Below are 24,434 nucleotides of genomic sequence, written 5' to 3'. Positions count from 1 at the left end.
CCTGCGGCACTCCTCAGCTAGGCGCCCAGCGCCCCACTTAAGGATTGCCGATCGATAAGGAGTGCCCGTGACCACCACCACCGCCCCTCTCTACTACCGCACCCCTGGTGTGCTGCACACGACCCTGCTGGCCGGCAGCGTGCCGTTGTTTCTCGGCGGCCTGCTCAGCGACATCGCCTACTACCAGAGCTTTCAGATCCAATGGAGCAACTTCGCCTCCTGGCTGATCGCCGGCGGCCTGCTGTTCAGCGGCCTGGCCTTGCTGTTTGCGCTGGCCGGCCTGCTGCGCGGCGCACGCAAGCTGTACTTCGTGCTGCTGTTGGCTGCCTGGCTGCTGGGCTTGGTCAACGCTTTCGAACACGCCAAGGACGCCTGGGCGGTGATGCCTGCCGGGCTGGTGCTGTCGGTCATCGTCAGCCTGTTGGCCTGCGTGGCTACCTGGGTTGGCCTGCGCACGGAGGTGGCGCCATGAAACTTGCACTGAGCGCCCTGAGCATGGCCTTGCTGCTCAGCGCCTGCGGCGGCGAGGGTGAGCCGACCCAGAGCCGTGGCCCCGAGCCGAAACTGCCGGCCCCCGAGCGCGGCCTGCTGCCGAGCATGAAAATCGCCGAGCCTGCGGTCTGGGGCGACAACATGCCCAAGGTACCCGAGGGCTACCGCATCACCGCCATCGCCAAGGATTTGAAGATCCCGCGCCAGACCCTGGTGCTGCCCAACGGCGACATTCTGGTGGCCGAAGGCCGTGGCGGCAGCGCGGCCAAGCTCAAGCCCAAGGACGTGATCGCCAGCCAGATCAAGGCCAAGGGCAACACCCAGGTCAAGGGCGGCAACCGCCTGACCCTGCTGCGCGATGCCGACGGCGATGGCCAGTACGAACTGCAGACGGTGTTCGCCGAAAATCTCAACGCCCCCTACGGCCTGGCCTTCGACAACGGCAAGCTGTACGTGGCCAACCAGGACGCGCTGGTGCGCTTTGACTACCAGGACGGCCAGACCAAGGCGGGCGGCCCGCCGACCAAGGTTACCGACCTGCCGGCCGAGATAAACCACCACTGGACCAAGTCGCTGGCGGTGAGCCCCGACGGGCGCTACCTGTACGTGGGCATCGGCTCCAACAGCAACATCACCGAGCGCGGCATGGAGGCCGAGGTGGACCGCGCCATGGTCTGGGAGGTGGATGCAGTGACGGGCGCCCACCGCCCTTACGCCACCGGCCTGCGCAACCCCACCGCACTGACCGTGCAGCCCGGCAACGGGCAGTTGTGGGCGGTGGTCAACGAGCGTGACGAACTGGGCCCGGACCTGGTGCCCGATTACCTGACCTCGGTGAAAGACGGCGCGTTCTATGGCTGGCCCTTCAGCTACTGGGGGCAGAACGTCGATGAGCGGGTACGCCCGCAGAACCCGGACAAGGTCAAGGCGGCGATCGCCCCCGACTACAGCCTGGGTTCGCACGTGGCGGCGCTGGGGGTGGACTTCTCCACGGCCGCCATGGGCCCGCAGTTCGCAGACGGCGTGTTCGTGGGTGAGCACGGCAGCTGGAACCGGCCCAACCCGGTGGGCTACAAGGTGATCTTCGTGCCGTTCAAGGATGGCAAGCCGGCCGGTGAACCGGTGGACTTCGCCACCGGCTTTCGCGGCGAGGACGGCAAGACCCGCGGGCGGCCGGTGGGGGTGACGGTGGACCCGCGCGGGGCGCTGATCATTGCCGATGACCTGGCCAATACCCTGTGGCGGGTGACGCGGGTGCAGTGACGGCGCATCGCGGGGCAAGCCCGCTACCACGGGTAGCACAACAACGTGGGAGCGGGCTTGCCCCGTGATGGCCTTTCACAAACCAACAAATTATCCCGATCGAAGCGATATTTTTTCTGTAACGAAAATGTAATATTCGCTTTCGCATACCTATAACAATCGGGAGCTTCACATGTTTGCCTTCTTCCGCCCTGCCCTGCACAAGGCGCCGCTGCCCGACGAGCACGTCGACAGCACCTACCGGCGCATGCGCTGGCAGATCTTCGCCGGGATTTTCTTCGGCTATGCCGGCTACTACCTGCTGCGCAAGAACTTTTCCCTGGCCATGCCCTACCTCATCGAGGAAGAGGGCTACACCCGCGGCCAGCTGGGTCTGGCCATTTCGGCCATCGCCATTGCCTACGGGCTGTCCAAGTTCCTCATGGGGCTGGTGTCCGACCGTTCCAACCCCCGCTACTTCCTGCCCTTCGGCCTGCTGATCTCGGCCGGGGTGATGTTCATTTTCGGTTTCGCACACTGGGCCACCTCCAGCGTGGCGATCATGTTCACCTTGCTGTTCATCAACGGCTGGGCCCAAGGCATGGGTTGGCCGCCGAGCGGGCGGACCATGGTGCACTGGTGGTCGCAGAAGGAGCGCGGCGGCGTGGTGTCGGTGTGGAACGTCGCCCACAACGTCGGCGGCGGCCTGATAGGCCCGCTGTTCCTGCTGGGCCTGGGCTGGACCAACGACTGGCACGCGGCGTTCTACGTGCCGGCTGCCGTGGCCGTGCTGGTGGCGGTGTTCGCCTTTGCCGCCATGCGTGACACCCCGCAGTCGGTGGGGCTGCCGCCGGTGGAGCAATACAAGAACGACTACCCCGAAGGCTACGACGAGAGCCACGAGCAGGAATTCAGCGCCAAGCAGATCTTCGTCGAGTACGTGCTGCGCAACAAACTGCTGTGGTACATCGCCCTGGCCAACGTGTTCGTCTACCTGCTGCGCTACGGCGTGCTGGACTGGGCGCCGACCTACCTGAAAGAAGCCAAGCACTTCAGCGTCGACACCACCTCGTGGGCGTACTTCTTCTACGAGTGGGCCGGCATTCCCGGCACCCTGCTGTGCGGCTGGATGTCCGACAAGATCTTCCGCGGCAACCGCGGCCTGACCGGCATCGTGTTCATGGCCCTGGTGACCGTGGCCACCCTGGTGTACTGGCTGAACCCGCCGGGCAACCCGACCATCGACATGGTCGCGCTGTTCTCCATCGGCTTCCTGATCTACGGGCCGGTGATGCTGGTGGGCCTGCAGGCGCTGGAGCTGGCGCCGAAAAAAGCCGCCGGCACCGCCGCAGGCTTCACCGGGCTGTTCGGCTACCTCGGCGGCTCGGTCGCAGCCAGTGCGGCGATGGGCTACACCGTCGATCACTTTGGCTGGGACGGCGGCTTCGTGATGCTGGTAAGCGCCTGCCTGCTGGCGATCGCCTTCCTGCTGCCGACCCTGCGCCACACCAAGGCTGCGAGCAATCCGCGCGAAGCGCTGGCCTGACCGGCCGGGCCCGGTGCTGCCTCAGGCGCCGGGCCAGGCCCGCAGCAGGGCGATAAAGTGGTCGAGCGGCAGGTGCCGGGCCGGCATCTTGCGGCTGCCGTAGCCCTCGATGATCACGTCCTCGTCATCGAAACTGACTTTGTAGGCATTGCCCCGATAGGCCTCTACCAGGCGGTTCTGCCTGGCCGCCAGGGCTTTTTCCAGCAGGTGCGCAAGGGCCTCGGACGTGGCCTCTTCGTCGAGAAAGCGTTGCAGGTCGGGGGCGGTGGGTACATCGGCGGGGTGGGACATGGGCAGGTTCCTTCTGTCAGCGAAACGGCACACGGACCGGTGCCGGAATGCAGCTTCATCACGCAGAATAGGCCGTTAATGGCAGGTTGCCAGCCCTGGATGTGCAGTGCGTCACTGTAGGGGATCACCCTGCCCTTTGGGCTGCGCTGTCGCGCAGAGAACTAGTCTCGCAGATGCACCGCGGTCCCTGTGGGAAGCGGCCTTGTGTCGCGATGGGGCGCGAAGCGGCCCCAAGGCCTCGGTCTCATGCAAAATTGCCGGGGCTGATCGCAGCCCATCGCGACACAAGGCCGCTTCCCACAGGTGCGTATTCAAAGCATCAAGTTGCGCGTTGTCTTACCCCAGCACCTTGCGCATGAACACCCGGGCGAAGCCGTCTTGGGTAGCGCGATGGGTCTCGCAGTAGCCCAGTTTCTGGTAAATAGCGATGTTCTCGATCATGCGCTCGTGTGTATACAGACGAATCGCCTCACTACCTGCGGCCCGCGCTTGCGCTTCGCAGGCGTCCATCAGCAGGCGGCCAACGCCCTGCCCCTTGCACGCAGGCAACACCGCGACGTTCACCAGCAGTAGCTCGCGGCCCTCAAGACGCAACACCAGAACACCGACGATACGCTCGTCTTGCTGGGCGACAAACACCAGCTCGTCGCCCACCACTTGCCCGTAGTCATCCAGCATCGGCCCGGGTTTGCGGCCGATACGCGGGATGTAGGGGCTGTAGGCCTCGGCGACCAACGCGGCGATGGTGTCGGCGTCTGCCGGGGTCGCCCGGCGCAGGGTGGTGGCGGGCATTTTGTTCAGCCCTGCGGCGGCGTGCCATGCTCCGGCCAGAGGATGGCCTGGGCGGCGACCACGTGGCCCTGCACGGCATCGAAGGTGATGCTGGGCGAGCCGTACAGCTGATAGCCGAGGGCGAGGTTTTCGCTGATGCGCTTGCAGAAGGCGGCGTCGTCCTTGCCGGTGATCAGGCGGTAGACCGGCAGACCGTCGGGTGGGGTGCTGGGCATTGGCGGGGTCCTTGTCTGGGTGCGGGCGCTTTGACGCGCCGGGGCTGGGCATCATGGCATACCCGGCCCGGCGCGTGCTGGCTCAGTTGGCTGGTAGATACTGGATTACCTGGCAGGCTTACGCGCCCCTCTGTAGGAGCTGGCTTGCCAGCGATGAGGCCGCTGCGCCAGGCATACTTCAAAAACGTAAGCGCGGCCTCAATGCTGCGTCTGTCCTTCCAACTGCACTTGCGCCAGTGCTGACTCCAGCAGCGTGCGCAGGCATTCGATTTCGTGCACTGCAGTCAGTGCCAGGGTGGAGCCCAGTGAGTGGGGGGGGTGAGGCCAGTGCGGACTGGTGAGCCACGGCCAGGGCGCAGCGGGTGAACTCGGTGGCCTGGATCAGGGTGTCTTCGAGGTGGTAGCGGGCGGGTGGGTCGGGGACGATTTTCAGCATGGTGCTTCTCCTGTAAGGGGGAAACCGCCAGAAAATCCTTTGCAGTGGATGGGTGGCGGCTGCGTACAGGCTGCAAAAACCGGGACAGAAGAAGGAAACCCGGCAGGTCCGGAGACCTCCCATACGCAGCCACCATAAAGCTGACGCGCGATGATGCGCCGCTCGCCGGGTAACAGCGACCTTCTTCTACTCGGGTTTGCAGGCCCGGTCGTTGAATTGGCAACGACGGAGCGAGACTAGGGAGCTGTGGGGTCGGTCGCAATGGCTCAGGGGCGGTAAAAGGGTGTTTCGGAAATGGACTACAGGCAATAGGGAAGATCTGATTGGGATTTGTAGGAAGTCGATTGATTTAGGGCTGGTTTAGGGTTCGGGTTGGCGTGATTGCTCTTGGAGATGTATGCGCATTCGTTGACGATAGGGGCTTTTCGTCACCTTTCCGCCCTTACGGCGGCTTACTTTTGTCTTGGCAAAAGTAAGCAAAACCGCCTGCTCCTATCATCCGGCCCCCTACGCTGCGCTTCGGGGGTTCCCTCGCTCCGGGCTTGCTCCGGAGGTACGCGCCGACGGGCCGTCCCTGGCCCGATCGGCGCTCGACCGGCATCCATGCCGGTCGCCCTCCTACGCAATCCCTACGCTCGGCCTCCTGAAGTCGCGATTTGTGTTGTCTGAACTACCGCGCACTTAGAAGCAAGATCAAGAGCCAGATTAAGAGCTGGGATGTTGGTTTGATTGTTATTGATGTGATGGTTGTTCTGACGCAATCGCGGGGCAAGCCCGCTCCCAGGTTAGTTGTGCGCACCAAGTTCTGGCGTGGGAGCGGCGGTGCGCCGCTGCGACTTGCCCCGCGATTAAATCCTGAGTTCCCACAAATGCAACTAGCGACCGAGCTGCGTACTCATAGGCGCCGCCCCTAACTTCGCGACTTCAGGAGGCCGAACGCAGGGATTGCGTAGGGGGGCGACCGGCATGGATGCCGGTCGAGCGCCGATCGGGCCAGGGACGGCCCGTCGGCGCGTACCCCCGGAGCAAGCCCGGAGTGAGGGAACCCCGGAGCGCAGCGTAGGGGCCGGATGAATGGAGCGAGGATTTTTTGGTGACTTTTGATTGGCCGGCACTCCGGACTTCAAAAAGTTACCCGCCGTAAAGGCGGAAAGGGAGGGTGTCAGAAATTTTGTGTTCGGGCATAACATGAGTAAGAGGTGTATGTATGCCAACCAAAAAGAAACCCTTGCGTGACCTGCCAAAAATCCCCAAAGAGCTGCTGGAGCAGTTCGGCGAGGGCCTGATGTCCGCAGAAGCAATCGAGGATGCCTCAGCGGCGTTCAAGAAGGCCTTGATCGAGCGGGCCTTGAGTGCCGAACTCGGTCACCACCTAGGTTATCCGCCGGGCGCGCAGCGCCCGGAGGATGAAACCAATCAGCGTAACGGCAAGAGTGGCAAGACGGTTTTGACCGGCGATGGCCCGCTGCGGCTGGAAATTCCTCGCGATCGAGACGGCAGTTTTGCGCCCATTCTGATCCCCAAGCACGAGCGGCGGTACACCGGTTTCGATGACAAGATCATCGCCATGTACGCCCGTGGAATGACGGTCAGGGAGATCCGAGCCTTTTTGTCCGAGCAGTATGGGACGGACGTTTCACCCGACTTCATCAGCTCTGTGACAGACGAGGTCATGGACGAGATTGGCGCGTGGCAACAGCGGCCACTGGAGCCGATGTACCCGGTCATTTTCTTCGATGCGCTGCGGGTGAAGATCCGCGAAGAGGGCCTGGTGCGCAACAAGGCCATCTACTTGGCCCTGGGCGTTCTCTCCGACGGGACGCGGGATATCCTGGGCATCTGGATCGAGAACACCGAGGGTGCGAAGTTTTGGATGAAGGTCTTTAACGATCTCAAGACGCGCGGTGTCGAAGATGTGCTGATTGCCGTGACCGATGGCCTCAAAGGTATGCCAGAGGCTCTCAGTGCCGTGTTTCCAGAGACGACGTTGCAAACGTGCATCGTGCACCTGATCCGCAACAGCCTCGACTTCGCGGCCTGGGACAAGCGGCGAGCTCTGGCCAAGGAGCTGAAGCCGATTTACCAAGCCATCAATGCGGAAGCGGCTGAGCAAGCACTCGATGAGTTTGAGAACGGTCCGTGGGGCGAGAAATATCCAACGGTGGTGGCTGCCTGGAGACGCGCCTGGGATCGAGTGATTCCATTTTTCGTCTTCCCGCCGGCCATCAGAAAGGTGATTTACACCACCAATGCCATCGAGAGCATCAACGCCCAGCTACGCAAGGTCATCAAGACTCGCGGGCATTTCCCAAGCGATGACGCAGCGACCAAACTGATCTGGCTGGGATTGCGCAACATAACAGCCAATTGGGGAAAACCGGCCCATGACTGGAAAAGCGCGATGAATCAATTTGCGATTCTGTACGGAGATCGGTTCATCAGGCCGACCTGGTGAGAATCAGGGCCTGCCTACCGGCAGGCCGTTACCGGCCCGCACACAAAAAATCTGACAGTCCCCGGAAAGGTGAATAAGCGTCAATACAAATAATGAATGCGCATAAAAATCTCAAAACCAAACCAAACTACCCACAACTAACCCGATCCCGCACCGGACACTGCGCCCGATACAAATTCAACGCCGTATTGATAATCCCGATATGACTAAACGCCTGCGGATAATTCCCCAACATGCGCCCCCCCGCCGGGTCATATTGCTCCGCCAACAACCCCACATCATTACAAAGCCCGGTCAACCGCTCGTACAACGCCTGCGCCTCCCCCTGCCGCCCCAACAGCACATACACATCCGCCAACCAGAACGAACACACCAAAAACGTCCCCTCCCCCGGCGTCAGCCCGTCACTGCAGTTGTCACTGTCATAGCGCAGCAACAGCCCGTTACGCAGCAGGCGCTTCTCGATCTGCTCCAGGGTGCGCAAGAAGCGCGGATCATCCGCCGGCAAAAACCCGGTCAAGGCAATTTGCAGCAAGCTGGCGTCCAGTTCGGTAGACCCATAGGCCTGCACAAAGTGGCTGCCACAGGCATCCAGCCCCTTAACACAAACCTCCTCACGAATACGGTCAGCCACCTCGCGGTAATGCCGCGCCTGCTCACGCCCCTCCTCGGTGGTTTCGGCCAGCCCCGCCGAGCGGTCGAAGGCCACCCAGGCCATGACCTTGGAATGCACGAAGTGCTGACGCCCGCCGCGTACCTCCCATAGCCCCTCGTCCGGCTCGCGCCAGATACGCTCCAGGTACGGCATGATCGCCCGGGCAATGGCGGCGCTGCGCGGGTGGCGCGGCAGGCCGCCGCGAATGGCCTGGCTCATGGCATCGGCCAACTCGCCATAGATGTCCAGCTGCAACTGGTCGGCGGCAGCGTTGCCCACCCGCACCGGCTGCGAGTGCTCGTAGCCGGCCAGCCACGGCAAGGTGAACTCGGTCAGGTCGCGCTCGCCGGCCAGGCCGTACATGATCTGCATCTGCTCGGGGTTGCCGGCCACCGAGCGCAGCAGCCATTCGCGCCAGGCCTGGGCTTCGTCGAAGTAGCCCAGGTTCATCAGCGCCAGCAGGGTCATGGTGGCGTCGCGCAGCCAGCAGTAGCGGTAATCCCAGTTGCGCTCGCCGCCCACCCGCTCGGGTAGCGAGGTGGTCACTGCGGCGACCATGCCGCCAGTGGGGGCGTAGGTCATGGCCTTGAGGGTCAGCAGCGAGCGGCGCACCAGCGCGGTGTAGGGGCCAACGTCGGGGCAGCGGGCAGCGAAGGCCTGCCAGTGGTTGATGGTGTGCTCCAGGTCGTGGTCGGCATCGCAGCCGGGCTGCACTGGCAGGTGCGAGGGCTGGTGGCACAGGCTGAATACCTGGCGCTGGCCGGCGCACACGCGAAAGCGCGCGACGCTGTGGTGGTCCTGGCCGTGGGTGGCGGTGGTGCTGCGCAAGATCAGCCGGTCAGGGCCGGCCACGGCGCTCAGGGTCAGCGGGTCGATCTTCTCAACCCAGGGCACGCTGCGGCCGTAGTCGAAGCGCAGCACCAGATCCATTTCAAAGGCGGTTTCGCCGGCCAGGCCCTCGACGATGCGCAGCACGGCGTTGCTCTCGCCAAGGGGCATGCAGTCGAGCACCCGGGCGCGGCCGCTGGCGGTGACCCAGGTGGTTTCCAGCACCAAGGTGTCGTCCAGGTAGCGGCGGCTGCAGTGTTCTACCGGGTCGCTGGGGGCGATGCGCCAGCGGCCGTTTTCTTCGTTGCCGAGCAACGCGGCGAACACCGCCGGGGCGTCGAAGCGCGGCAGGCACAGCCAGTCGAGGGCACCGTCGCGGCTGACCAGGGCGGCGCTGCGGCAGTTGCCGATCAGGGCGTAGTCTTCGATGTGGGCGGGCATCGGTGCTCCTGCTGTTGGCGGGGTTCGCAGGGTTGGATGCCGGGATTGGGTTGGTCGTTCCGCTGGGGTTGGTCAGCAAAACCGAAGCACAGCCCTGTAGGAGCGGGTTTACCGGAGTGCCGGACCACCGCGAAACAGACGACGCGGTGCCTGGCACCGGCTGTGCCGGTGTTCGCGGCTAAAGCCGCTCCTACAGGATTCAACCCAGGCTATGCCACTCGCGCTTGTCGCGGCTGAGCAGCTCGTTGCCGGCTTCGGGGCCATCCTCGCCAGCGGCGTACTCATGCACCTCTCCCGCCCCGCTGGCCCAGGCATCCAGAAACGGCTGCACCGCACGCCAGCCGTTTTCGATGTTGTCGGCGCGCTGGAACAGGGTCTGGTCGCCGGTCAGGCAGTCGTAGATCAGCGTCTCGTAGCCGGTGGCCGGGGTCATCTTGAAGAAGTCCTTGTAGGCAAAGCCCAGCTCGACGTTCTCCATCACCAGCTCCGGCCCCGGGCGCTTGGCCTGTAGGTCGAACCACATGCCCTCGTTGGGCTGGATCTGAATTTTCAGGTAGTTGGGCTTGGGCCGCTCCAGCTCGCTCTCGCGAAACTGCGCATAGGGTGCGGGCTTGAAGCAGATGGCGATTTCGGTGTCGCGCACGCTCATGCGCTTGCCGGTACGCAGGTAAAACGGCACCCCGGCCCAGCGCCAGTTGTCGATCATCACCTTGAGCGCCACGTAGGTTTCGGTCTGGCTGCCCTCGGCCACGTTGGGCTCGTCGCGATAGGCGGCAAGCTTCCTGCGGCCCTGCTTGCCGGCCGCGTATTGCCCGCGTACCGAGTTTTTCAGGGCCATCTTCGCCGACCAGGGGCGGATGGCGCCGATCACCTTGGCCTTTTCGCCGCGCACGGCATCGGCGCCGAACGCTGCCGGCGGCTCCATGGCCACCATCGCCAGCAGCTGGAACAGGTGGTTGGGCACCATGTCACGCAGCGCACCGGTGTTGTCGTAGAAGGCGCCGCGGGTTTCGACGCCGACGGTCTCGGCGGCGGTGATCTGCACGTGGTCGATGTAGTGGTTGTTCCAGAACGACTCGAACAACCCGTTGGAAAAACGGCTGACCAGAATGTTCTGCACCGTTTCTTTACCCAGGTAATGGTCGATGCGGTAGATCTGCCGCTCGCTCATCACCTTCAGCAGGCAGGCGTTCAACGCCTCGGCGCTGGCAAGGTCGGTGCCGAAGGGCTTTTCCACCACCACCCGGCGAAAACCGCCGGCGGACTCGTCCAGAAGGCCGGCTTCGCCCAGGCGCTGGGCCACTTCAGGGAAGAAGCGCGGCGAGGTGGCGAAGTAGAAAATGGCGTTGCCGTGGGCGGTCTTGTCGATGCGCTTGCCCAAGGCCTGGTAAGTGGCGGGGTCGAGAAAATCGCCGGTCTGGTAGTCCAGGCGCTTGGCCAGGCGCGCCCAGAGTTTTTCATCCAGGCACTTGGCGGCGCCCTCGCCGCCCTTGTCGCGCTCCTGCATGAAGGCATGCAGGCGCCCGGCGAATTCTTCGGCGGTCGCCGGGTTATGGTCGACGCCGACGATGCGCAGGTTGCGGTCGAGCAGGCCGTCGCGGCTGAGGTTGTACAGCGCCGGCATCAGCAGGCGCTTGACCAGGTCGCCATTGGCGCCGAACAGAAACAACGTGCAAGGCGGTGCAGCGGGGATTTTCTGTTCGGTCATTGGCCTTTTTTCTCCACATGGCCACCGAAGCCCAGGCGCATGGCAGAGAGCACCTTGTCACCGTAGGTGCCCTGCTGCTGGCGCGAACGAAAACGCGCGAACAGCGCACTGGACAGCACCGGCACCGGCACCGCCTGCTCCACGGCGGCGTCGATGGTCCAGCGCCCCTCGCCGCTGTCGGACACCGAGCCACTGAACCGGCTGAGCTGCGGGTCGGCCACCAGAGCGTCGGCGGTGAGGTCCAGCAGCCACGAAGTCACCACGCTGCCACGGCGCCACACTTCGGCAATTTCCGGCAGGTTCAGGTCGAAGCGCTGATCCTCCGGCAGCTCGTCACCACCCTTGCTGCGCAGCAGGTCGAAGCCTTCGGCGTAAGCCTGCATCAGGCCGTACTCGATGCCGTTGTGCACCATTTTCACGTAGTGGCCGGCGCCGGGGGGGCCGGCGTGAATATAGCCATGCTCGGCGCGCTGATGCTCGCCGCTGCGCCCGTGGGTGCGGGGGATGTCGCCAACACCGGGGGCCAGGGCCTTGAACAGCGGCTCCAGGCGCTCGAACACGTCCTTTTCGCCGCCGATCATCATGCAGTAGCCACGATCGAGGCCCCAGACGCCGCCGGAGGTGCCCACATCGAGGTAGTGCAGGCCGCGCCTGGCCAGCTCGGCGGCGCGGCGCATGTCGTCCTTGTAGAAGGTGTTGCCGCCGTCGATGATCGCATCGCCCGGCTCCAGCAGCTCGGCCAGCTGGGCGATGGTCTGCTCGGTGGGCTCGCCGGCCGGCAGCATCACCCACACCGCGCGCGGCGCCTTGAGCTTTTGCACCAGCGCACCGAGGTCGTGGGCCCCTTGCGCGCCCTCGCCTTCAAGGGTAGTGATGGCCTCGCGGCTGCGGTCGTGCACCACGGTGCGATGGCCGGCGCGCATCAGGCGCCTTGCAATATTGCCGCCCATGCGGCCCAGCCCGACGATTCCCAGTTGCATGTGCCGACGCTCCCGTTAGCAATGGATGACACGCGTTGAAGGTTTCAGGTTAGTCCAGCCTGCCGCCCAAGGGTTCACCGACGAACGGCACGACCACGATAAACAAAAAAGTTCCCATGAGCAGGGAAAGAATTCAGAATGCGCGCCGCGTGAAGCGACTACGCTTTCCCTTGTCACCAGCCAGAAACGCGAGGTGTACTCATGGGTACTCTGATGCCTGCAACTCCCACCCAGACCCTCTACGTCACCATCCGCCGTGACGAACTGCGCCAGTTGAAGGACGAGCGAGACCAATTGCTGCAGCAGGTGGCCCTGCTGAACAGTCTGTTGCAACAGGCCGGCAACGGGGAAAAAGCGCTCAGTCGCTGACGGTTTTTCCGATACGCCACAGGCGGCGCCGTTCCTACAGTGAGCCGCGCCGCAGGCCCGCCCCGGGCCTGCCTTGCCAAAGGCGCTACCGATGAAACGCGTAACCCTCGCTTGCACCCTCGCCCTGCTTTGCCTGCCCAGCCTGCACGCCCAGGCCAATACCCCTCAATGCCGAATCGCAGGCGCTGCAGAGCTGCTCAAGCTGTTCGACCAGTGGAATGCCAGCCTGCTAAGCGGCGATGCCGCCCAGGTGGCCGCGCTGTACAGCGCTGATGCGGTGTTGCTGCCGACTGTCTCTGCCACCCCGCGGCTCACCCCTGAAGCGCGCTTGAATTATTTTCGCAAGTTCCTGCTGGACCGCCCCAGCGGCAAGCTCGACACACACGAGGTGCAAAGCGGCTGCAACGAGGCCACCGCAGCCGGGCTGTATACCTTCGACTTTGCCGCCACCGGGCAGCGGCTGGCCGCGCGCTACACCTTTACCTACCGCTTCGATGGCCAGCGCTGGCTGATCAGCCAGCATCATTCGTCGATGCTGCCGCGGGATTGATGGCGCAGCTCTGACCTTTCCCCTGCCTTTTGCAGGGCCGGCTACGCGATCCCCTGGCGCGGCCTTGCCGGGGCGCCGGACCGGCCGGAAAGGGCTGCAAAGCAGCCCCGGCAATTTTGCATGATGTCGAGATCCTGGGGCTGCTGCGCAGCCCATCGCGACACAAGGCCGCCTCCCACAGGGGCCGTGGCGCATCTGCGCGACCAGTTTTCTGCGCGACAGCGCAGCCCGAAGGGCTGGGTGGTCTCCTACACAAACCGCCCTCACTCACACGCCCCCTAACCCGCCAACGTTTGCGAGGACGAACGGTCGCCAGTTTAGTGACCAGCTGGTCACATAAATGCCGCTTCGTCTCCTACACTGCGGATTCGGCCCGCGATTTGCTCGGAAAACGTGACGTAAAAAAGTCGAACTTTCCGAAACACGGGCAGGTCAGGAACTAAGTAGGCCATTGCAAAGGGACTTTCTCTCGCTCGGCCCACCCACCCCAACCAGTCCACACGCCTATTGGCCGGAGTGCCAGGCGTGCCGTGCCTGTGCGCACAAATATGGGGCAAGGACCGCACTACGAAGATGCAACACCGAAAACAGAGAGAACCACAACGAGCCAACGCAACGCACCCGCGAACACAAGGGACGGAGAGAAGTATGATCAGTGCCGCTGTCGAGCCACACGCAGATTCATTCAACCCGGATAACCGCGAGCCGCTGCCACCCAGCCTCGCCCCGACAGTCAAGGCACCCGGCGCGCTGCGCCAGCACAACCCGAACAAGCGCAAAGTCCTGTTCGTCACCTCGGAAATCGCCGACCTGGTCAAGACCGGCGGCTTGGGCGACGTGTCCTCTGCCCTGCCCCGGGCGCTGGCCCACCTGCACGATGTGCGGGTGCTGATCCCCGGTTACCGCCAGGTGATGGAAAGCGACAACCCCATCCATATCGTCGGCGAACTGGGCGGCCACGCCGCGCTGCCGCCGTGCAAGATCGGCCGCATGGACCTGGCCGACGGCCTGGTGATCTACGTACTGATCTGCCCCGAGCTGTACCAGCGTGATGGCACCCCGTATGCCGCCAACAACGGCCGCGACTGGCCCGACAACCACATCCGCTTCGCCCGCCTGGGCCTGGCCGCCGCCGAGATTGCCGCCGGCGAAGGCATGACCCATTGGCGCCCCGACCTGGTGCACGCCCACGACTGGCCGGCGGGCCTGGCCCCGGCCTACATGCACTGGCGCGGCCTGAGCACCCCGACCCTGTTCACCATCCACAACTTGGCCTATCAGGGAGTGTATGGGCGTGGCTGCAGCCCGGAGCTGGCGATCCCCGAACATGCCATGCAGCAAGAAGGCATGGAGTTCTACGGCAAGCTGTCGTTCCTCAAGGCTGGCCTTGCCTACTCAAGCCACATCACCACGGTAAGCGCCACCTACGCCCGCGAAATCACCACGCCAGAATTTGGCTGCGGCCTGGACGGCTTCCTGGCCAGCAAAGCCCAGCAAGGGCTGCTGGGCGGCATCCCCAACGGCATCGACGAGAGCTGGGACTCGGCCACCGACCAGCACCTGCACCACACCTTCAGCATCAATGACTGGGACGGCAAGGCGCGCAACACCCAGCAGGTGCGCGAACTGTTCGGCCTGCTGCCGAGCGAAGGGCCGCTGTTTGCCGTGGTGTCGCGCCTGGTGTACCAGAAAGGCCTGGACCTCACGCTGGGGGTGGCCGACTACATCGTCGAGCAAGGCGGCCAGATCGCCATTATCGGTCGTGGCGAACCTGAAGAAGAGCAAGCCATGCGCGAACTGGCGCTGCGCCACCCGGGGCGCATCGGCGTGCGCATCGGCTTCAACGAAACCGATGCCCGGCGCATGTTCGCAGGCTCCGACTTCCTGCTGATGCCCTCGCGCTACGAGCCCTGCGGCTTGAGCCAGATGTACGCCCAGCGCTTCGGCTCGCTGCCGGTGGCGCGCAACACCGGCGGGTTGGCCGACACCATCGAGAACGGCGTGACCGGCTTCTTGTTCGACGACTCCACCGTTGAAAGCTACCGCGAAGCCTTGAGCCGGGCCTTCTACACCTACAGCAAGAAAGACCTGCTCAACGCCATGCGCTGCCTGTCGATGACCCAGCCGTTCAACTGGTGCCAGGCGGTGGAACCCTACGCACGCCTGTACGAGGACCTGGTCAAGCAGACCCAACAAGCCCACCTTTAAAGCGGAGCGTGACGATGCACAGGCATGGCGCACAGCTACTGGACGCCACCTCGACGCGCTTCGCCCTGTGGGCACCGGATGCGCGCCGCGTGAGCGTGGAAATTGCCGGGCAGCCAGCCATCGAGCTGCTGCCCGACGATGGTTGGTACACCGGCGTCGCCCCCTGCCAGGCGGGCGACCTTTACCACTTTTGCATCGACGATGAGCTGCAGGTAGCCGACCCTGCCTCGCGCTACCAGCCCGAGGGTGTGCAAGGCCCCAGCCAGTTAGTCGACCTCGGCGCCTACACCTGGCGCCACCCTTGGCAGGGCCGGCCCTGGCACGAGGCGGTGATCCAGGAGCTGCACGTAGGCCTGCTGGGCGGTTACGCGGGTGTGGCCCAGATGCTGCCGCGCCTGGCGCAGCTGGGGGTCAGCGCCATCGAGCTGATGCCCCTGGCGCAGTTCCCCGGCGAGCGCAACTGGGGCTACGACGGGGTGCTGCCGTTCGCCCCGCAGCACAGTTACGGAACCCCGCAGGCCTTGTGCCGGCTGGTGGACGAAGCCCACGGCCATGGCCTGATGGTGCTGGTGGATGTGGTCTACAACCACTTCGGCCCCGAGGGCAACTACCTGCACCAGTACGCAAGCCCGTTCTTTCGCGAGGACCGCCAGACCCCGTGGGGCGCAGCGATCGATTTTCGCCGCGCCGAGGTACGCGAATACTTCATCCAGAACGCGCTGATGTGGCTGTGCGACTACCGCTGCGACGGGCTGCGCCTGGACGCCGTGCACGCCATCGACCAGCCGGATTTTTTGCGTGAGCTGGCGCAACGGGTGCGCGCTGCGGTGGAGCCAGGCCGCCAGGTGTGGCTGGTGCTGGAAAACGAACACAACCAGGCCGGCCTGCTCGAGCAAGGCTTCGACGCCCAGTGGAACGACGACGGCCACAACGCCCTGCACGTGCTGCTGACCGGTGAAACCGAGGGTTACTACGCCGACTACAAGGCGCGGCCCATCGACCAACTGGCGCGCTGCCTGGCCGAAGGTTTCGTGTTCCAGGGCCAGCCCAACCGCCACGGCACGCCCCGCGGCGAGCCCAGCGGGCACCTGCCACCCAGCGCGTTCGTATTGTTTTTGCAAAACCACGACCAGGTCGGCAACCGCGCCCTGGGCGAGCGCCTGACCCGCCTGTGCCCGCCACCGGCCCTGCGCGCGGCCACCACCCTGTTGCTGCTGGCGCCGATGATCCCGCTGCTGTTCATGGGCGACGACGACGGCAGCCGCGACCCGTTTTTGTTCTTCACCGACTTCCACGACGAGCTGGCCGATGCCGTGCGTGAAGGCCGGCGCGGCGAGTTCGCCCACTTCGCCGCCTTTGCCGACCCGCAGCAGCGCGAACGCATCCCCGACCCCAACGCCGCCGCCACCTTCGAAGCCTCGCGGCCCGGGCAAAAGGACGTGCTGGCCGGCTGGCACGGCCTGTACCAGCAACTGCTCGCCCTGCGCCGCCAACATGTCACCCCGCACCTGCCCGGGGCCCGCGCCCTGGGTAGCGAAGTGCTCGGCGACAAGGCGCTGAGCGCCCGCTGGCAGTTGGGCAACGGCCAGCAACTGCGCATCGACCTGAACCTCGATACTCAACCCCAACCGGCACAACTACCGGCCCTGGAGCAACGCCTGTACGACAGCAGCGACAACGCCCACCCCGACTCGACGCTGGCCGCGCACAGTTGCGTGGTCAGCCTGCTGCCCCCCGCACAGGAGATGCCATGAGCGAACACCCCTTGCACCGCCTGGCCGCCAAGGCGGGCCTGGCGCGCGACTGGATCGACGCCAACAACCGCCCGCAGCAGGTCAGCGACCAGGTGCTGCGCAACGTACTGGCCGGCCTCGGCCACCCGGCAGGCGACGAGCAGGCCATCGCTGCCAGCCTGCGCGCGGTCGAACAGGCCACCGACAGCGAGCACCTGCCGCCGCTGCTGACCGCCGACATCGGCCAGCCCCTCGACCTGCAGCGCTATTTCAGTGCTGGCAGCCTGGTGCTGTGCGCCCTGGAAGACGGCGCCGAGCGTACCTTGCAACTGGATGCCCAGGCCCGCCTGCCCGGCGAGCTGCCCGTCGGTTACCACCAGCTGACCATCGACGCTCGCACCTTCACCCTGGCCGTGGCGCCGCCGCGCTGCCACGCCCTGCAAGACCGCATCGAGCAACCGCCACCGCGTTGCTGGGGCCTGTCGGTGCAGCTGTACAGCCTGCGCCGCCCGGGCGACGGCGGTTACGGCGACTGCCTGGCCCTGGAGCAACTGGCCCGCAGCGCCGCCGAACGCGGCGCCGATGCCTTGGCCATCAGCCCGATGCACACCCTGTCGGCCTTCGGCCAGCACCACTTCAGCCCCTACTCGCCCTCCAGCCGCCTGCTGCTCAACGTGCTGTACGCCAGCCCCACGGTGTTGTTCGGCGAGCGCGAGGTGCGCATGGCCATCGAGGCCGCCGGCCTTGAGCAAACCCTGGAAGCCCTGGAGCAACAGCAACTGGTGGACTGGCCCCTGGCCGCCGATGCGCGGCTGCGCCTGCTCGAGGCGCTGTACCAGCAGTTCAGCCAGGCCGACCACCCGCTGCGCAAGGACTTCGACAGCTTTCGCGCGGCCGGCGGCGAGCGCCTGGAGCACCACTGCCGCTTCGAGGTGTTGCAGGCAGAAGCGGTGGACAGCGGCCTTGGCGCCGACTGGCGCAACTGGCCCGCTGCCTGGCGCGACCCTTACCACCCCGAGGTGGAGGCCTTCGCCAATGCCTACCCGGCCCGGGTGGAATTCCACGCCTTCTGCCAGTGGCTGGCCGAACGCAGCCTGCAACGGGCTCAGGACGCCGCCCGCGGCAACGGCATGAACGTGGGCCTGATCGCCGACCTGGCGGTGGGCGCCGACGGCGCCGGCAGCCAGGCCTGGAGCCGCCAGGACGAGCTGCTGGCCGACCTCAACGTGGGCGCACCGCCTGACATCCTCAACCGCGCAGGGCAAGACTGGGGCATCTGCGCCTTCAGCCCCGAAGGTCTCAAGCGCAACGGCTACCGCGCCTTCATCGAGATGCTGCGGGCCAACCTGGCCCACGCCGGGGGCCTGCGCATCGACCATGTGATGGGCCTGCGCCGGCTGTGGTTGATACCGCGCGGGGCCAAAGCGGGCGAAGGCGCCTACCTGAACTACCCGCTGGACGACCTGCTGCGCCTGCTGGCGCTGGAGTCGGCGCGCCATGGCGCGATCATTCTCGGCGAAGACCTGGGCACGGTGCCCGAGGGCCTGCGCGAGCGCCTGGCCGACAAGGCCGTGCTGGGCATGCGCGTGCTGCCCTTCGAGCAGACCGCACCTGGGCAGTTCAAGGCAATCCTCGACTGGCCCGACAACGCCCTGGCCACCACCGGCACCCACGACCTGGCGCCGCTGGCCGGCTGGCTGGCCGGGCGCGATATCGACTGGAACCACCGCCTGCAACTGATCGACGCCGCCACCGAACTGCACTGGCGCCATGAACGGGCGCTGGAGCGCGACGGCCTGCGCCGCGCCCTGGAGGCCAACTACGGCCCGCAGGCCGATGACGCTGCCTTGATCGACGCGGCCATCCGCTATGTCGGCCACACCCGCGCGCCGCTGGTGCTGGTGCCGCTGGAAGACCTGCTGGGCAACGACGAACAACCCAACCTGCCGGGCACCACCGACAGCCACCCCAACTGGCGCCGGCGCTTTGCCGCCCCGGTGCGCGAGCTGCTGGACGACGAGCACGCGGCGCGGCGCCTGGAACTGCTGGCCCAAGCCCGCGAACAAGCCTGGGAGCGCGACCAATGAAGCCGTTGACTGCCACCGTGCGCCTGCAACTGCACAGCGACTTCAGCCTGGACGATGCCGTGCCGCTGGTGCCCTACTTCGCCCAACTGGGCATCAGCCATGTGTACGCCTCACCCATCCTCACCGCCCGCGCAGGCTCGCGCCACGGCTACGACGTGGTCGACCCGACCCGGGTCAACCCGGAGCTGGGTGGCGAAGCGGCGCTGCTGCGCCTGGTGGCCGCGCTGCGCCAGCATGGCATGGGGCTGATCCTCGACACGGTGTCCAACCACATGGCCGTGGGCGGCGCCGACAACCCCTGGTGGCAGAGCCTGCTGGCCTGGGGGCGGCGCAGCCCGTATGCCGAGTTCTTCGACATTCAGTGGCACTCCAGCGACCCGCTGCTGGCCGGGCAACTGCTGCTGCCGTTTCTGGGCAGCGACTATGGCGTGGCCTTGCAGCAGGGGGATATCCCGCTGACCTTCGACGCCGCCCACGGCTTGCTCGAGGTGGCTCACTACGAGCACCGCTTCCCGATTTGCCCGCTGGACTACGGGCGCGTCCTCGGCCAGGCCGACGATGCGCGCCTGCAAGCGCTGGCCCAGCACTTCAGTGCGTTGCACGAAGCCGCCGACCCGCTGGCCGACGCCGCGCCGCTGCACCTTGAGCTGGCGCGCCTGGCGGCCAGCGGCGCCAGCCTGGATGGCGCCCTGGCCGCCTTCGACAGCACCACGCCGGATGGTTTCAAGCGCCTGCACCTGCTGCTGGAGCGCCAGGTCTACCGCCTGGCCAGCTGGCGCACCGCTGCCGACGACATCAACTGGCGGCGCTTTTTCGACATCAACGAACTGGGCGGCCTGCGGGTGGAGCGCGCAGCGGTGTTCGAAGCCACCCATGCCAAGCTGTTCGAACTGATCGAGCGCGGCCTGGTGGACGGCCTGCGCATCGACCATATCGACGGCCTGGCCGACCCGCGCCGCTACTGCCGCAACCTGCGCCGGCGGGTTGACGGGCTGCTGGCCCGGCGGCCACTGGAGGCCGCTGTCGAGCATTTTCCGATCTACGTCGAGAAAATCCTCGGCGCCGGCGAGCACCTGCACCGCGACTGGCTCACCGACGGCACCACCGGCTACGAGTTCATGAACGAGGTGTCGCTGCTGCAGCACGACCCGGCCGGCGAAGCCCCGCTGACCGAGCTGTGGCAAAGCGTCAGCGAGCGCCCGGAGTTTGCCGAGGAAGTGCGCACGGCCCGCCAACTGGTGCTCAACGCAAGCCTGGCCGGTGACTGCGAGTCGGTGGCCCAGGCCCTGCTGCAGGTGGCCCGCGACGACCTGATGACCCGCGACCTGACCCTCGGCGCCATTCGCCGGGCGTTGCAGGCGCTGGTGGCGCACTACCCGGTGTACCGCACGTACATCAACGCCTGCGGCCGCCCGGCCGAGGACGAAGGGTTCTTCCAGCAGGCCATGAACGATGCCCGGCAATCGCTGGGCGAGGCCGACTGGCCGCTGCTCGGGCACCTGGAGCGTTGGCTCGGCGGCCAACCCTGGCGCCAGCTGCCGCCGGGGCGGCCGCGCAAGCACCTGCGCCACGCCTGCGTGCGTTTTCAGCAGCTGACCGCCCCCAGCGCGGCCAAGGCCGTGGAAGACACCGCGTTCTACCGCTCGGGGCGGCTGCTGTCGCGCAATGACGTGGGCTTTGCCGCCGAGCGCTTCAGCGCCGATGCACCGCGGTTCCATAACGAAGCCCAGCGCCGCCTGCGCGACTTCCCCGACAACCTGCTGGCCACCGCCACCCACGACCACAAGCGCGGTGAGGACTGCCGTGCGCGTCTGGCCGTGCTCAGCGAACGCGGCCCCTGGCTGGCCAGCCGCGTGGCGCACTGGCTGGAGCTGGCGGCGCCGCTGCGCCAAGCCCTGGAAGATGGCCCGGCACCGAGCCCGGGCGATGAACTGCTGCTGTTGCAGACCCTGCTCGGCAGTTGGCCGCTGACGCTCGAGCTGCACGACGGCGACGCCTTGCAGCAGTATGCCGGGCGCATCCGCCAGTGGCAGCAAAAAGCCCTGCGCGAGGCCAAGTTGCGCAGCAGCTGGGCGGCGCCCAACGAGGGTTACGAGCAGGCCTGCGCGGCCTATGTCGATGCCCTGTTGCTGGACGAGCAGAGCCAGCAGTTGCGCCAGTCGCTGCACCAGGCGGCGCGCCAGCTCGACTGCCCCGGTGCGCTGAACGGCCTGGCCCAGTGCCTGCTGCGCATGACCACCCCCGGGGTGCCCGACCTGTACCAGGGCAACGAGTACTGGGACCTGAGCCTGGTCGACCCGGACAACCGCCGCCCGGTGGACTACGCTGCAAGGCGGGCGAGCCTTGCCGACAGCGCAGCCTTGCCGGCACTGCTCGAAGAGTGGCGCGATGGCCGTATCAAGCAGGCGCTGGTGGCCCGGGTGCTGGACTGCCGCCAGGCGCACCCCGACCTGTTCCAGCGTGGCGCCTACCTGCCGCTTGCCGTGCAGGGCCGCCACGCCGACAAGGTGCTGGCCTTCGCCCGCCTGGGCGACGGCGTACGCGCCATCATCGTTGTACCGCGGCTGGCCAGCGCACTGCTGGGCCCGGCCACTACCCCACAGATCCCGGCGCAGAACTGGGACGATACCCGGCTGGTATTGCCGTTTGCCTTGTCGCCTGCCAACTGCTCGGGACTTTTCGGTGGCGCTGCGGTCAGCCCTTCAAGGGAGCTGAGCTTGAGCACCGTGCTGGCGGAGTTTCCGGTCAATGTGTTGATTGATCATGCCTAATTGCATTCAGGAGCGTCGTGATGAGTGTTGATGAAAAGCGTATTCGCGAATTCGCGTATCAGATCTGGGAATCGGAGGGTAAGCCCGAGGGGCGCGAGGAGGAGCACTGGGACAAGGCACGCAAGCTGGCCGAGGCCGAGGCGCTGGCGCCCAAAGCCCCGCCACGCAAGAAGGCGGCGGCCAAGCCCAAGGCTCCGGCAGAGCCCAAGGTGGCGGCGTTGCCCGCGGCCGCAGTGAAAAAACCTCGGGCGGCGAAAAAACCAGCTTCTGGTTGAACCTGTTCCGGCCCTTTCGCGGGTAACCCGCTCCCACAGGGACCGCGCCTCGCTCAAGCCAGGTGATATTCCTGTGGGAGCGGTTTTACCCGCGAAGAGGCCGGTGCAGGTATCCACATCTTCCTCTCTCTCCACGGCCCCACGAGGACTGCCATGAGCCCCCGCACCCCGAAAAAAACCCGCTCCGTTGCCCCGTCGCGCATCCGCGAAGGCCTACCCTTCCCGCTGGGCGCCACCTGGGACGGCCTGGGGGTCAACTTTGCCCTGTTCTCGGCCAACGCCACCAAGGTTGAACTGTGCCTGTTCGACTCAACCGGCGAACACGAACTCGAGCGCATCGAGCTGCCCGAGTACACCGACGAGATCTACCACGGCTACCTGCCCGACGCGCACCCCGGGCTGGTCTACGGCTACCGGGTATACGGCCCGTACGAGCCGCAGAATGGCCACCGTTTCAACCCCAACAAGCTGCTGATCGACCCCTACGCCAAGCAGCTGGTGGGCAACCTGAAATGGTCCGAAGCGCTGTTTGGCTACACCATCGGCCACCCCGACGGCGACCTGTCGTTCGATGAGCGCGACAGCGCGCCGTTCGTGCCCAAGTGCAAGGTCATCGACCCGGCCTTCACCTGGGGGCGCGACCAGCGTGTGTCTGTTCCGTGGGAGCGCACAATCATCTACGAAGCCCACACCCGCGGCATCAGCATGCGCCACCCCGGCGTGCCGGAGCACCTGCGCGGCACCTTCGCGGGGCTGGCCAACGATGAGCTGCTGAGGCATATCAAGGAGCTGGGCGTATCGAGCATCGAGCTGCTGCCGATCCATGCCTTCGTCAACGACCAGCACCTGCTGGACAAGGGCCTGAACAACTACTGGGGCTACAACAGCATCGCGTTCTTTGCCCCGCACCCGCGCTACCTGGCCAGCGGCAAGATCGCCGAGTTCAAGGAGATGGTCGCGCACCTGCATGACGCGGGCCTGGAGGTGATTCTGGATGTGGTCTACAACCACACCGCCGAAGGCAACGAGCGCGGCCCGACCCTGTCGATGCGCGGTATCGACAACGCCTCGTACTACCGGCTGATGCCCGACGACAAGCGCTACTACATCAATGATTCGGGCACCGGCAACACCTTGGACCTGAGCCACCCCTGCGTGCTGCAACTGGTCACCGACTCGCTGCGCTACTGGGCCGGCGAAATGCACGTGGACGGTTTTCGCTTCGACCTGGCGACCATCCTTGGCCGTTACCACGACGGCTACAGCGAACGGCACGGCTTCCTCGTAGCCTGCCGCCAGGACCCGATGCTGAGCCAGGTCAAATTGATTGCCGAGCCCTGGGACTGCGGCCCGGGCGGCTACCAGGTGGGCAACTTCGCCCCCGGCTGGGCGGAGTGGAACGACCGTTTCCGCGACACCGTGCGCAGCTTCTGGAAGGGCGATGAAGGCATGCTTGCCGACTTTGCCGCGCGCATCACCGCCTCGGGCGACCTGTTCAACAACCGTGGCCGGCGCCCGTACAGCTCGATCAACTTCATCACCGCCCACGACGGCTTCACCCTGCGCGACCTGGTGTCGTACAACGACAAGCACAACGAGGACAACGACGAAAACAACCAGGACGGCACCAACAACAACCTGTCGTGGAACTGCGGCGTCGAGGGCCCCACCGAAGACCCGGCGATCAACGCCCTGCGCATGCGCCAGATGCGCAACTACTTCGCCACCCTGCTGCTGGCCCAGGGCACGCCGATGATCGTTGCCGGCGACGAGTTCAGCCGCACCCAGCACGGCAACAACAACGCCTACTGCCAGGACAGCGAGATCGGCTGGGTGAACTGGGACCTGGACCAGGACGGCACCGAGCTGATGGCCTTCGTCAAGCGCCTGACCCGGCTGCGCCTGGCCTACCCGATTCTGCGCCGCTCGCGCTTTCTGGTGGGCGACTACAACGAGGCCATCGGCGTGAAGGACGTCACCTGGCTGGCCCCGGACGGCAGCGAGATGAGCGTCGAGCAGTGGGAAGACCCGCACGGCCGCTGCCTGGGCATGCTGATGGACGGCCGCGCCCAGGAAAGCGGCATCGCCCGCCCCGGCGCCGAGGCGACCATGCTGCTGATCGTCAACGCCTACCACGACGTGGTGCCGTTCAAGCTGCCGGCCGTGCCTGAAGGCGACTACTGGAGCCTGCTGGTGGACACCGACCGGCCGCAACTGCGCAAGGCGCAGCACCTGGCCTTCGACAGCCTGTTCGAGGTACAGGGGCGCGCGCTGCTGTTGCTGGTGCTGCAGCGGGAGGAAGAATGAACCTGGATAGGGTGAATCGGTCCTAGAAAGTAGCGTGGGAGCGGCGGTGCGCC

At 65.7% G+C, this 24,434-nt stretch carries 18 protein-coding genes and 1 pseudogene; 12 read left to right on the top strand and 7 right to left on the bottom strand.

Annotated elements, in window-relative coordinates:
* Window positions 1-67: 67 nt before the first annotated feature.
* The 3 genes from KSS93_RS12820 to glpT all read left to right on the top strand — a co-directional run bounded on the left by KSS93_RS12820 (window position 68) and on the right by glpT (window position 3,280).
* Window positions 68-472, top strand: coding sequence for a DUF2231 domain-containing protein (locus KSS93_RS12820; protein WP_217888565.1), 405 nt, complete (start codon window positions 68-70; stop codon window positions 470-472).
* Entirely contained in the window at window positions 469-1,755 is a 1,287-nt protein-coding gene (locus KSS93_RS12815; RefSeq protein ID WP_217888564.1) for a PQQ-dependent sugar dehydrogenase, read from the top strand. Before KSS93_RS12820 ends, KSS93_RS12815 begins: the two co-directional genes overlap by 4 nt.
* 172 nt (window positions 1,756-1,927) lie before the next feature.
* On the top strand, window positions 1,928-3,280 hold the full coding sequence (glpT, locus tag KSS93_RS12810) for a glycerol-3-phosphate transporter (RefSeq protein ID WP_217842804.1): 1,353 nt from the start codon (window positions 1,928-1,930) through the stop codon (window positions 3,278-3,280).
* 21 nt (window positions 3,281-3,301) lie between these two features.
* Here the strand turns inward: glpT and KSS93_RS12805 are convergent, their stop codons facing one another.
* The 4 genes and pseudogenes from KSS93_RS12805 to KSS93_RS26500 all read right to left on the bottom strand — a co-directional run bounded on the left by KSS93_RS12805 (window position 3,302) and on the right by KSS93_RS26500 (window position 5,014).
* Entirely contained in the window at window positions 3,302-3,571 is a 270-nt protein-coding gene (locus tag KSS93_RS12805; RefSeq protein WP_217842803.1) for a hypothetical protein, read from the bottom strand.
* Between the two features lie 336 nt (window positions 3,572-3,907).
* A complete protein-coding gene (locus KSS93_RS12800) occupies window positions 3,908-4,363 on the bottom strand; it encodes a GNAT family N-acetyltransferase (RefSeq protein ID WP_217888563.1) in 456 nt (151 codons plus the stop codon).
* A 5-nt stretch (window positions 4,364-4,368) separates the two neighbouring features.
* A complete protein-coding gene (locus tag KSS93_RS12795) occupies window positions 4,369-4,578 on the bottom strand; it encodes a DUF1737 domain-containing protein (RefSeq protein ID WP_217888562.1) in 210 nt (69 codons plus the stop codon).
* A 198-nt stretch (window positions 4,579-4,776) separates the two neighbouring features.
* Window positions 4,777-5,014: pseudogene (locus KSS93_RS26500) on the bottom strand (hypothetical protein).
* 1,207 nt (window positions 5,015-6,221) lie between these two features.
* Between KSS93_RS26500 and KSS93_RS12790 the strand changes: the two are divergent.
* Window positions 6,222-7,469, top strand: a complete 1,248-nt coding sequence (locus tag KSS93_RS12790) for an IS256 family transposase (RefSeq protein ID WP_217884923.1) — start codon at window positions 6,222-6,224, stop codon at window positions 7,467-7,469.
* A gap of 127 nt (window positions 7,470-7,596) precedes the next feature.
* Here the strand turns inward: KSS93_RS12790 and KSS93_RS12785 are convergent, their stop codons facing one another.
* From KSS93_RS12785 to gnd, 3 genes are all read right to left on the bottom strand, one after another.
* On the bottom strand, window positions 7,597-9,393 hold the full coding sequence (locus KSS93_RS12785) for a glycoside hydrolase family 15 protein (RefSeq protein WP_217888561.1): 1,797 nt from the start codon (window positions 9,391-9,393) through the stop codon (window positions 7,597-7,599).
* 199 nt (window positions 9,394-9,592) lie between these two features.
* Window positions 9,593-11,101: a glucose-6-phosphate dehydrogenase gene (zwf, locus tag KSS93_RS12780; RefSeq protein WP_217888560.1), complete on the bottom strand. Its 1,509-nt coding sequence runs from the start codon at window positions 11,099-11,101 to the stop codon at window positions 9,593-9,595.
* Entirely contained in the window at window positions 11,098-12,081 is a 984-nt protein-coding gene (gene gnd, locus KSS93_RS12775) for a phosphogluconate dehydrogenase (NAD(+)-dependent, decarboxylating) (protein WP_217888559.1), read from the bottom strand. Before gnd ends, zwf begins: the two co-directional genes overlap by 4 nt.
* A gap of 201 nt (window positions 12,082-12,282) precedes the next feature.
* Between gnd and KSS93_RS12770 the strand changes: the two genes are divergently transcribed.
* From KSS93_RS12770 to glgX, 8 genes are all read left to right on the top strand, one after another.
* On the top strand, window positions 12,283-12,450 hold the full coding sequence (locus tag KSS93_RS12770) for a DUF6026 family protein (RefSeq protein WP_225917338.1): 168 nt from the start codon (window positions 12,283-12,285) through the stop codon (window positions 12,448-12,450).
* 91 nt (window positions 12,451-12,541) lie between these two features.
* Entirely contained in the window at window positions 12,542-13,000 is a 459-nt protein-coding gene (locus tag KSS93_RS12765; RefSeq protein ID WP_217888558.1) for an SgcJ/EcaC family oxidoreductase, read from the top strand.
* 648 nt (window positions 13,001-13,648) lie between these two features.
* Entirely contained in the window at window positions 13,649-15,208 is a 1,560-nt protein-coding gene (gene glgA / locus KSS93_RS12760) for a glycogen synthase GlgA (protein WP_217888557.1), read from the top strand.
* 14 nt (window positions 15,209-15,222) lie between these two features.
* Entirely contained in the window at window positions 15,223-16,962 is a 1,740-nt protein-coding gene (gene treZ / locus KSS93_RS12755) for a malto-oligosyltrehalose trehalohydrolase (RefSeq protein ID WP_217888556.1), read from the top strand.
* Entirely contained in the window at window positions 16,959-19,028 is a 2,070-nt protein-coding gene (gene malQ / locus KSS93_RS12750) for a 4-alpha-glucanotransferase (protein ID WP_217888555.1), read from the top strand. The genes treZ and malQ overlap by 4 nt, the downstream gene beginning before the upstream one ends.
* Window positions 19,025-21,799, top strand: coding sequence for a malto-oligosyltrehalose synthase (locus KSS93_RS12745; RefSeq protein ID WP_217888554.1), 2,775 nt, complete (start codon window positions 19,025-19,027; stop codon window positions 21,797-21,799). The genes malQ and KSS93_RS12745 overlap by 4 nt, the downstream gene beginning before the upstream one ends.
* 17 nt (window positions 21,800-21,816) lie before the next feature.
* The gene (locus KSS93_RS12740; protein ID WP_217888553.1) at window positions 21,817-22,074 is read left to right on the top strand and encodes a DUF2934 domain-containing protein; all 258 of its coding nucleotides are present in this window, start codon (window positions 21,817-21,819) and stop codon (window positions 22,072-22,074) included.
* Window positions 22,075-22,227: 153 nt separating this feature from the next.
* The gene (gene glgX, locus KSS93_RS12735; protein WP_217888552.1) at window positions 22,228-24,381 is read left to right on the top strand and encodes a glycogen debranching protein GlgX; all 2,154 of its coding nucleotides are present in this window, start codon (window positions 22,228-22,230) and stop codon (window positions 24,379-24,381) included.
* The last annotated feature ends 53 nt before the right edge of the window (window positions 24,382-24,434 follow it).

This window comes from Pseudomonas xanthosomatis, assembly GCF_019139835.1.
Taxonomy (GTDB): Bacteria; Pseudomonadota; Gammaproteobacteria; order Pseudomonadales; family Pseudomonadaceae; genus Aquipseudomonas; species Aquipseudomonas fakonensis.
Note: the sequence above shows the minus strand (reverse complement) of the source record. Positions and strands in the feature narration are given on the sequence as shown.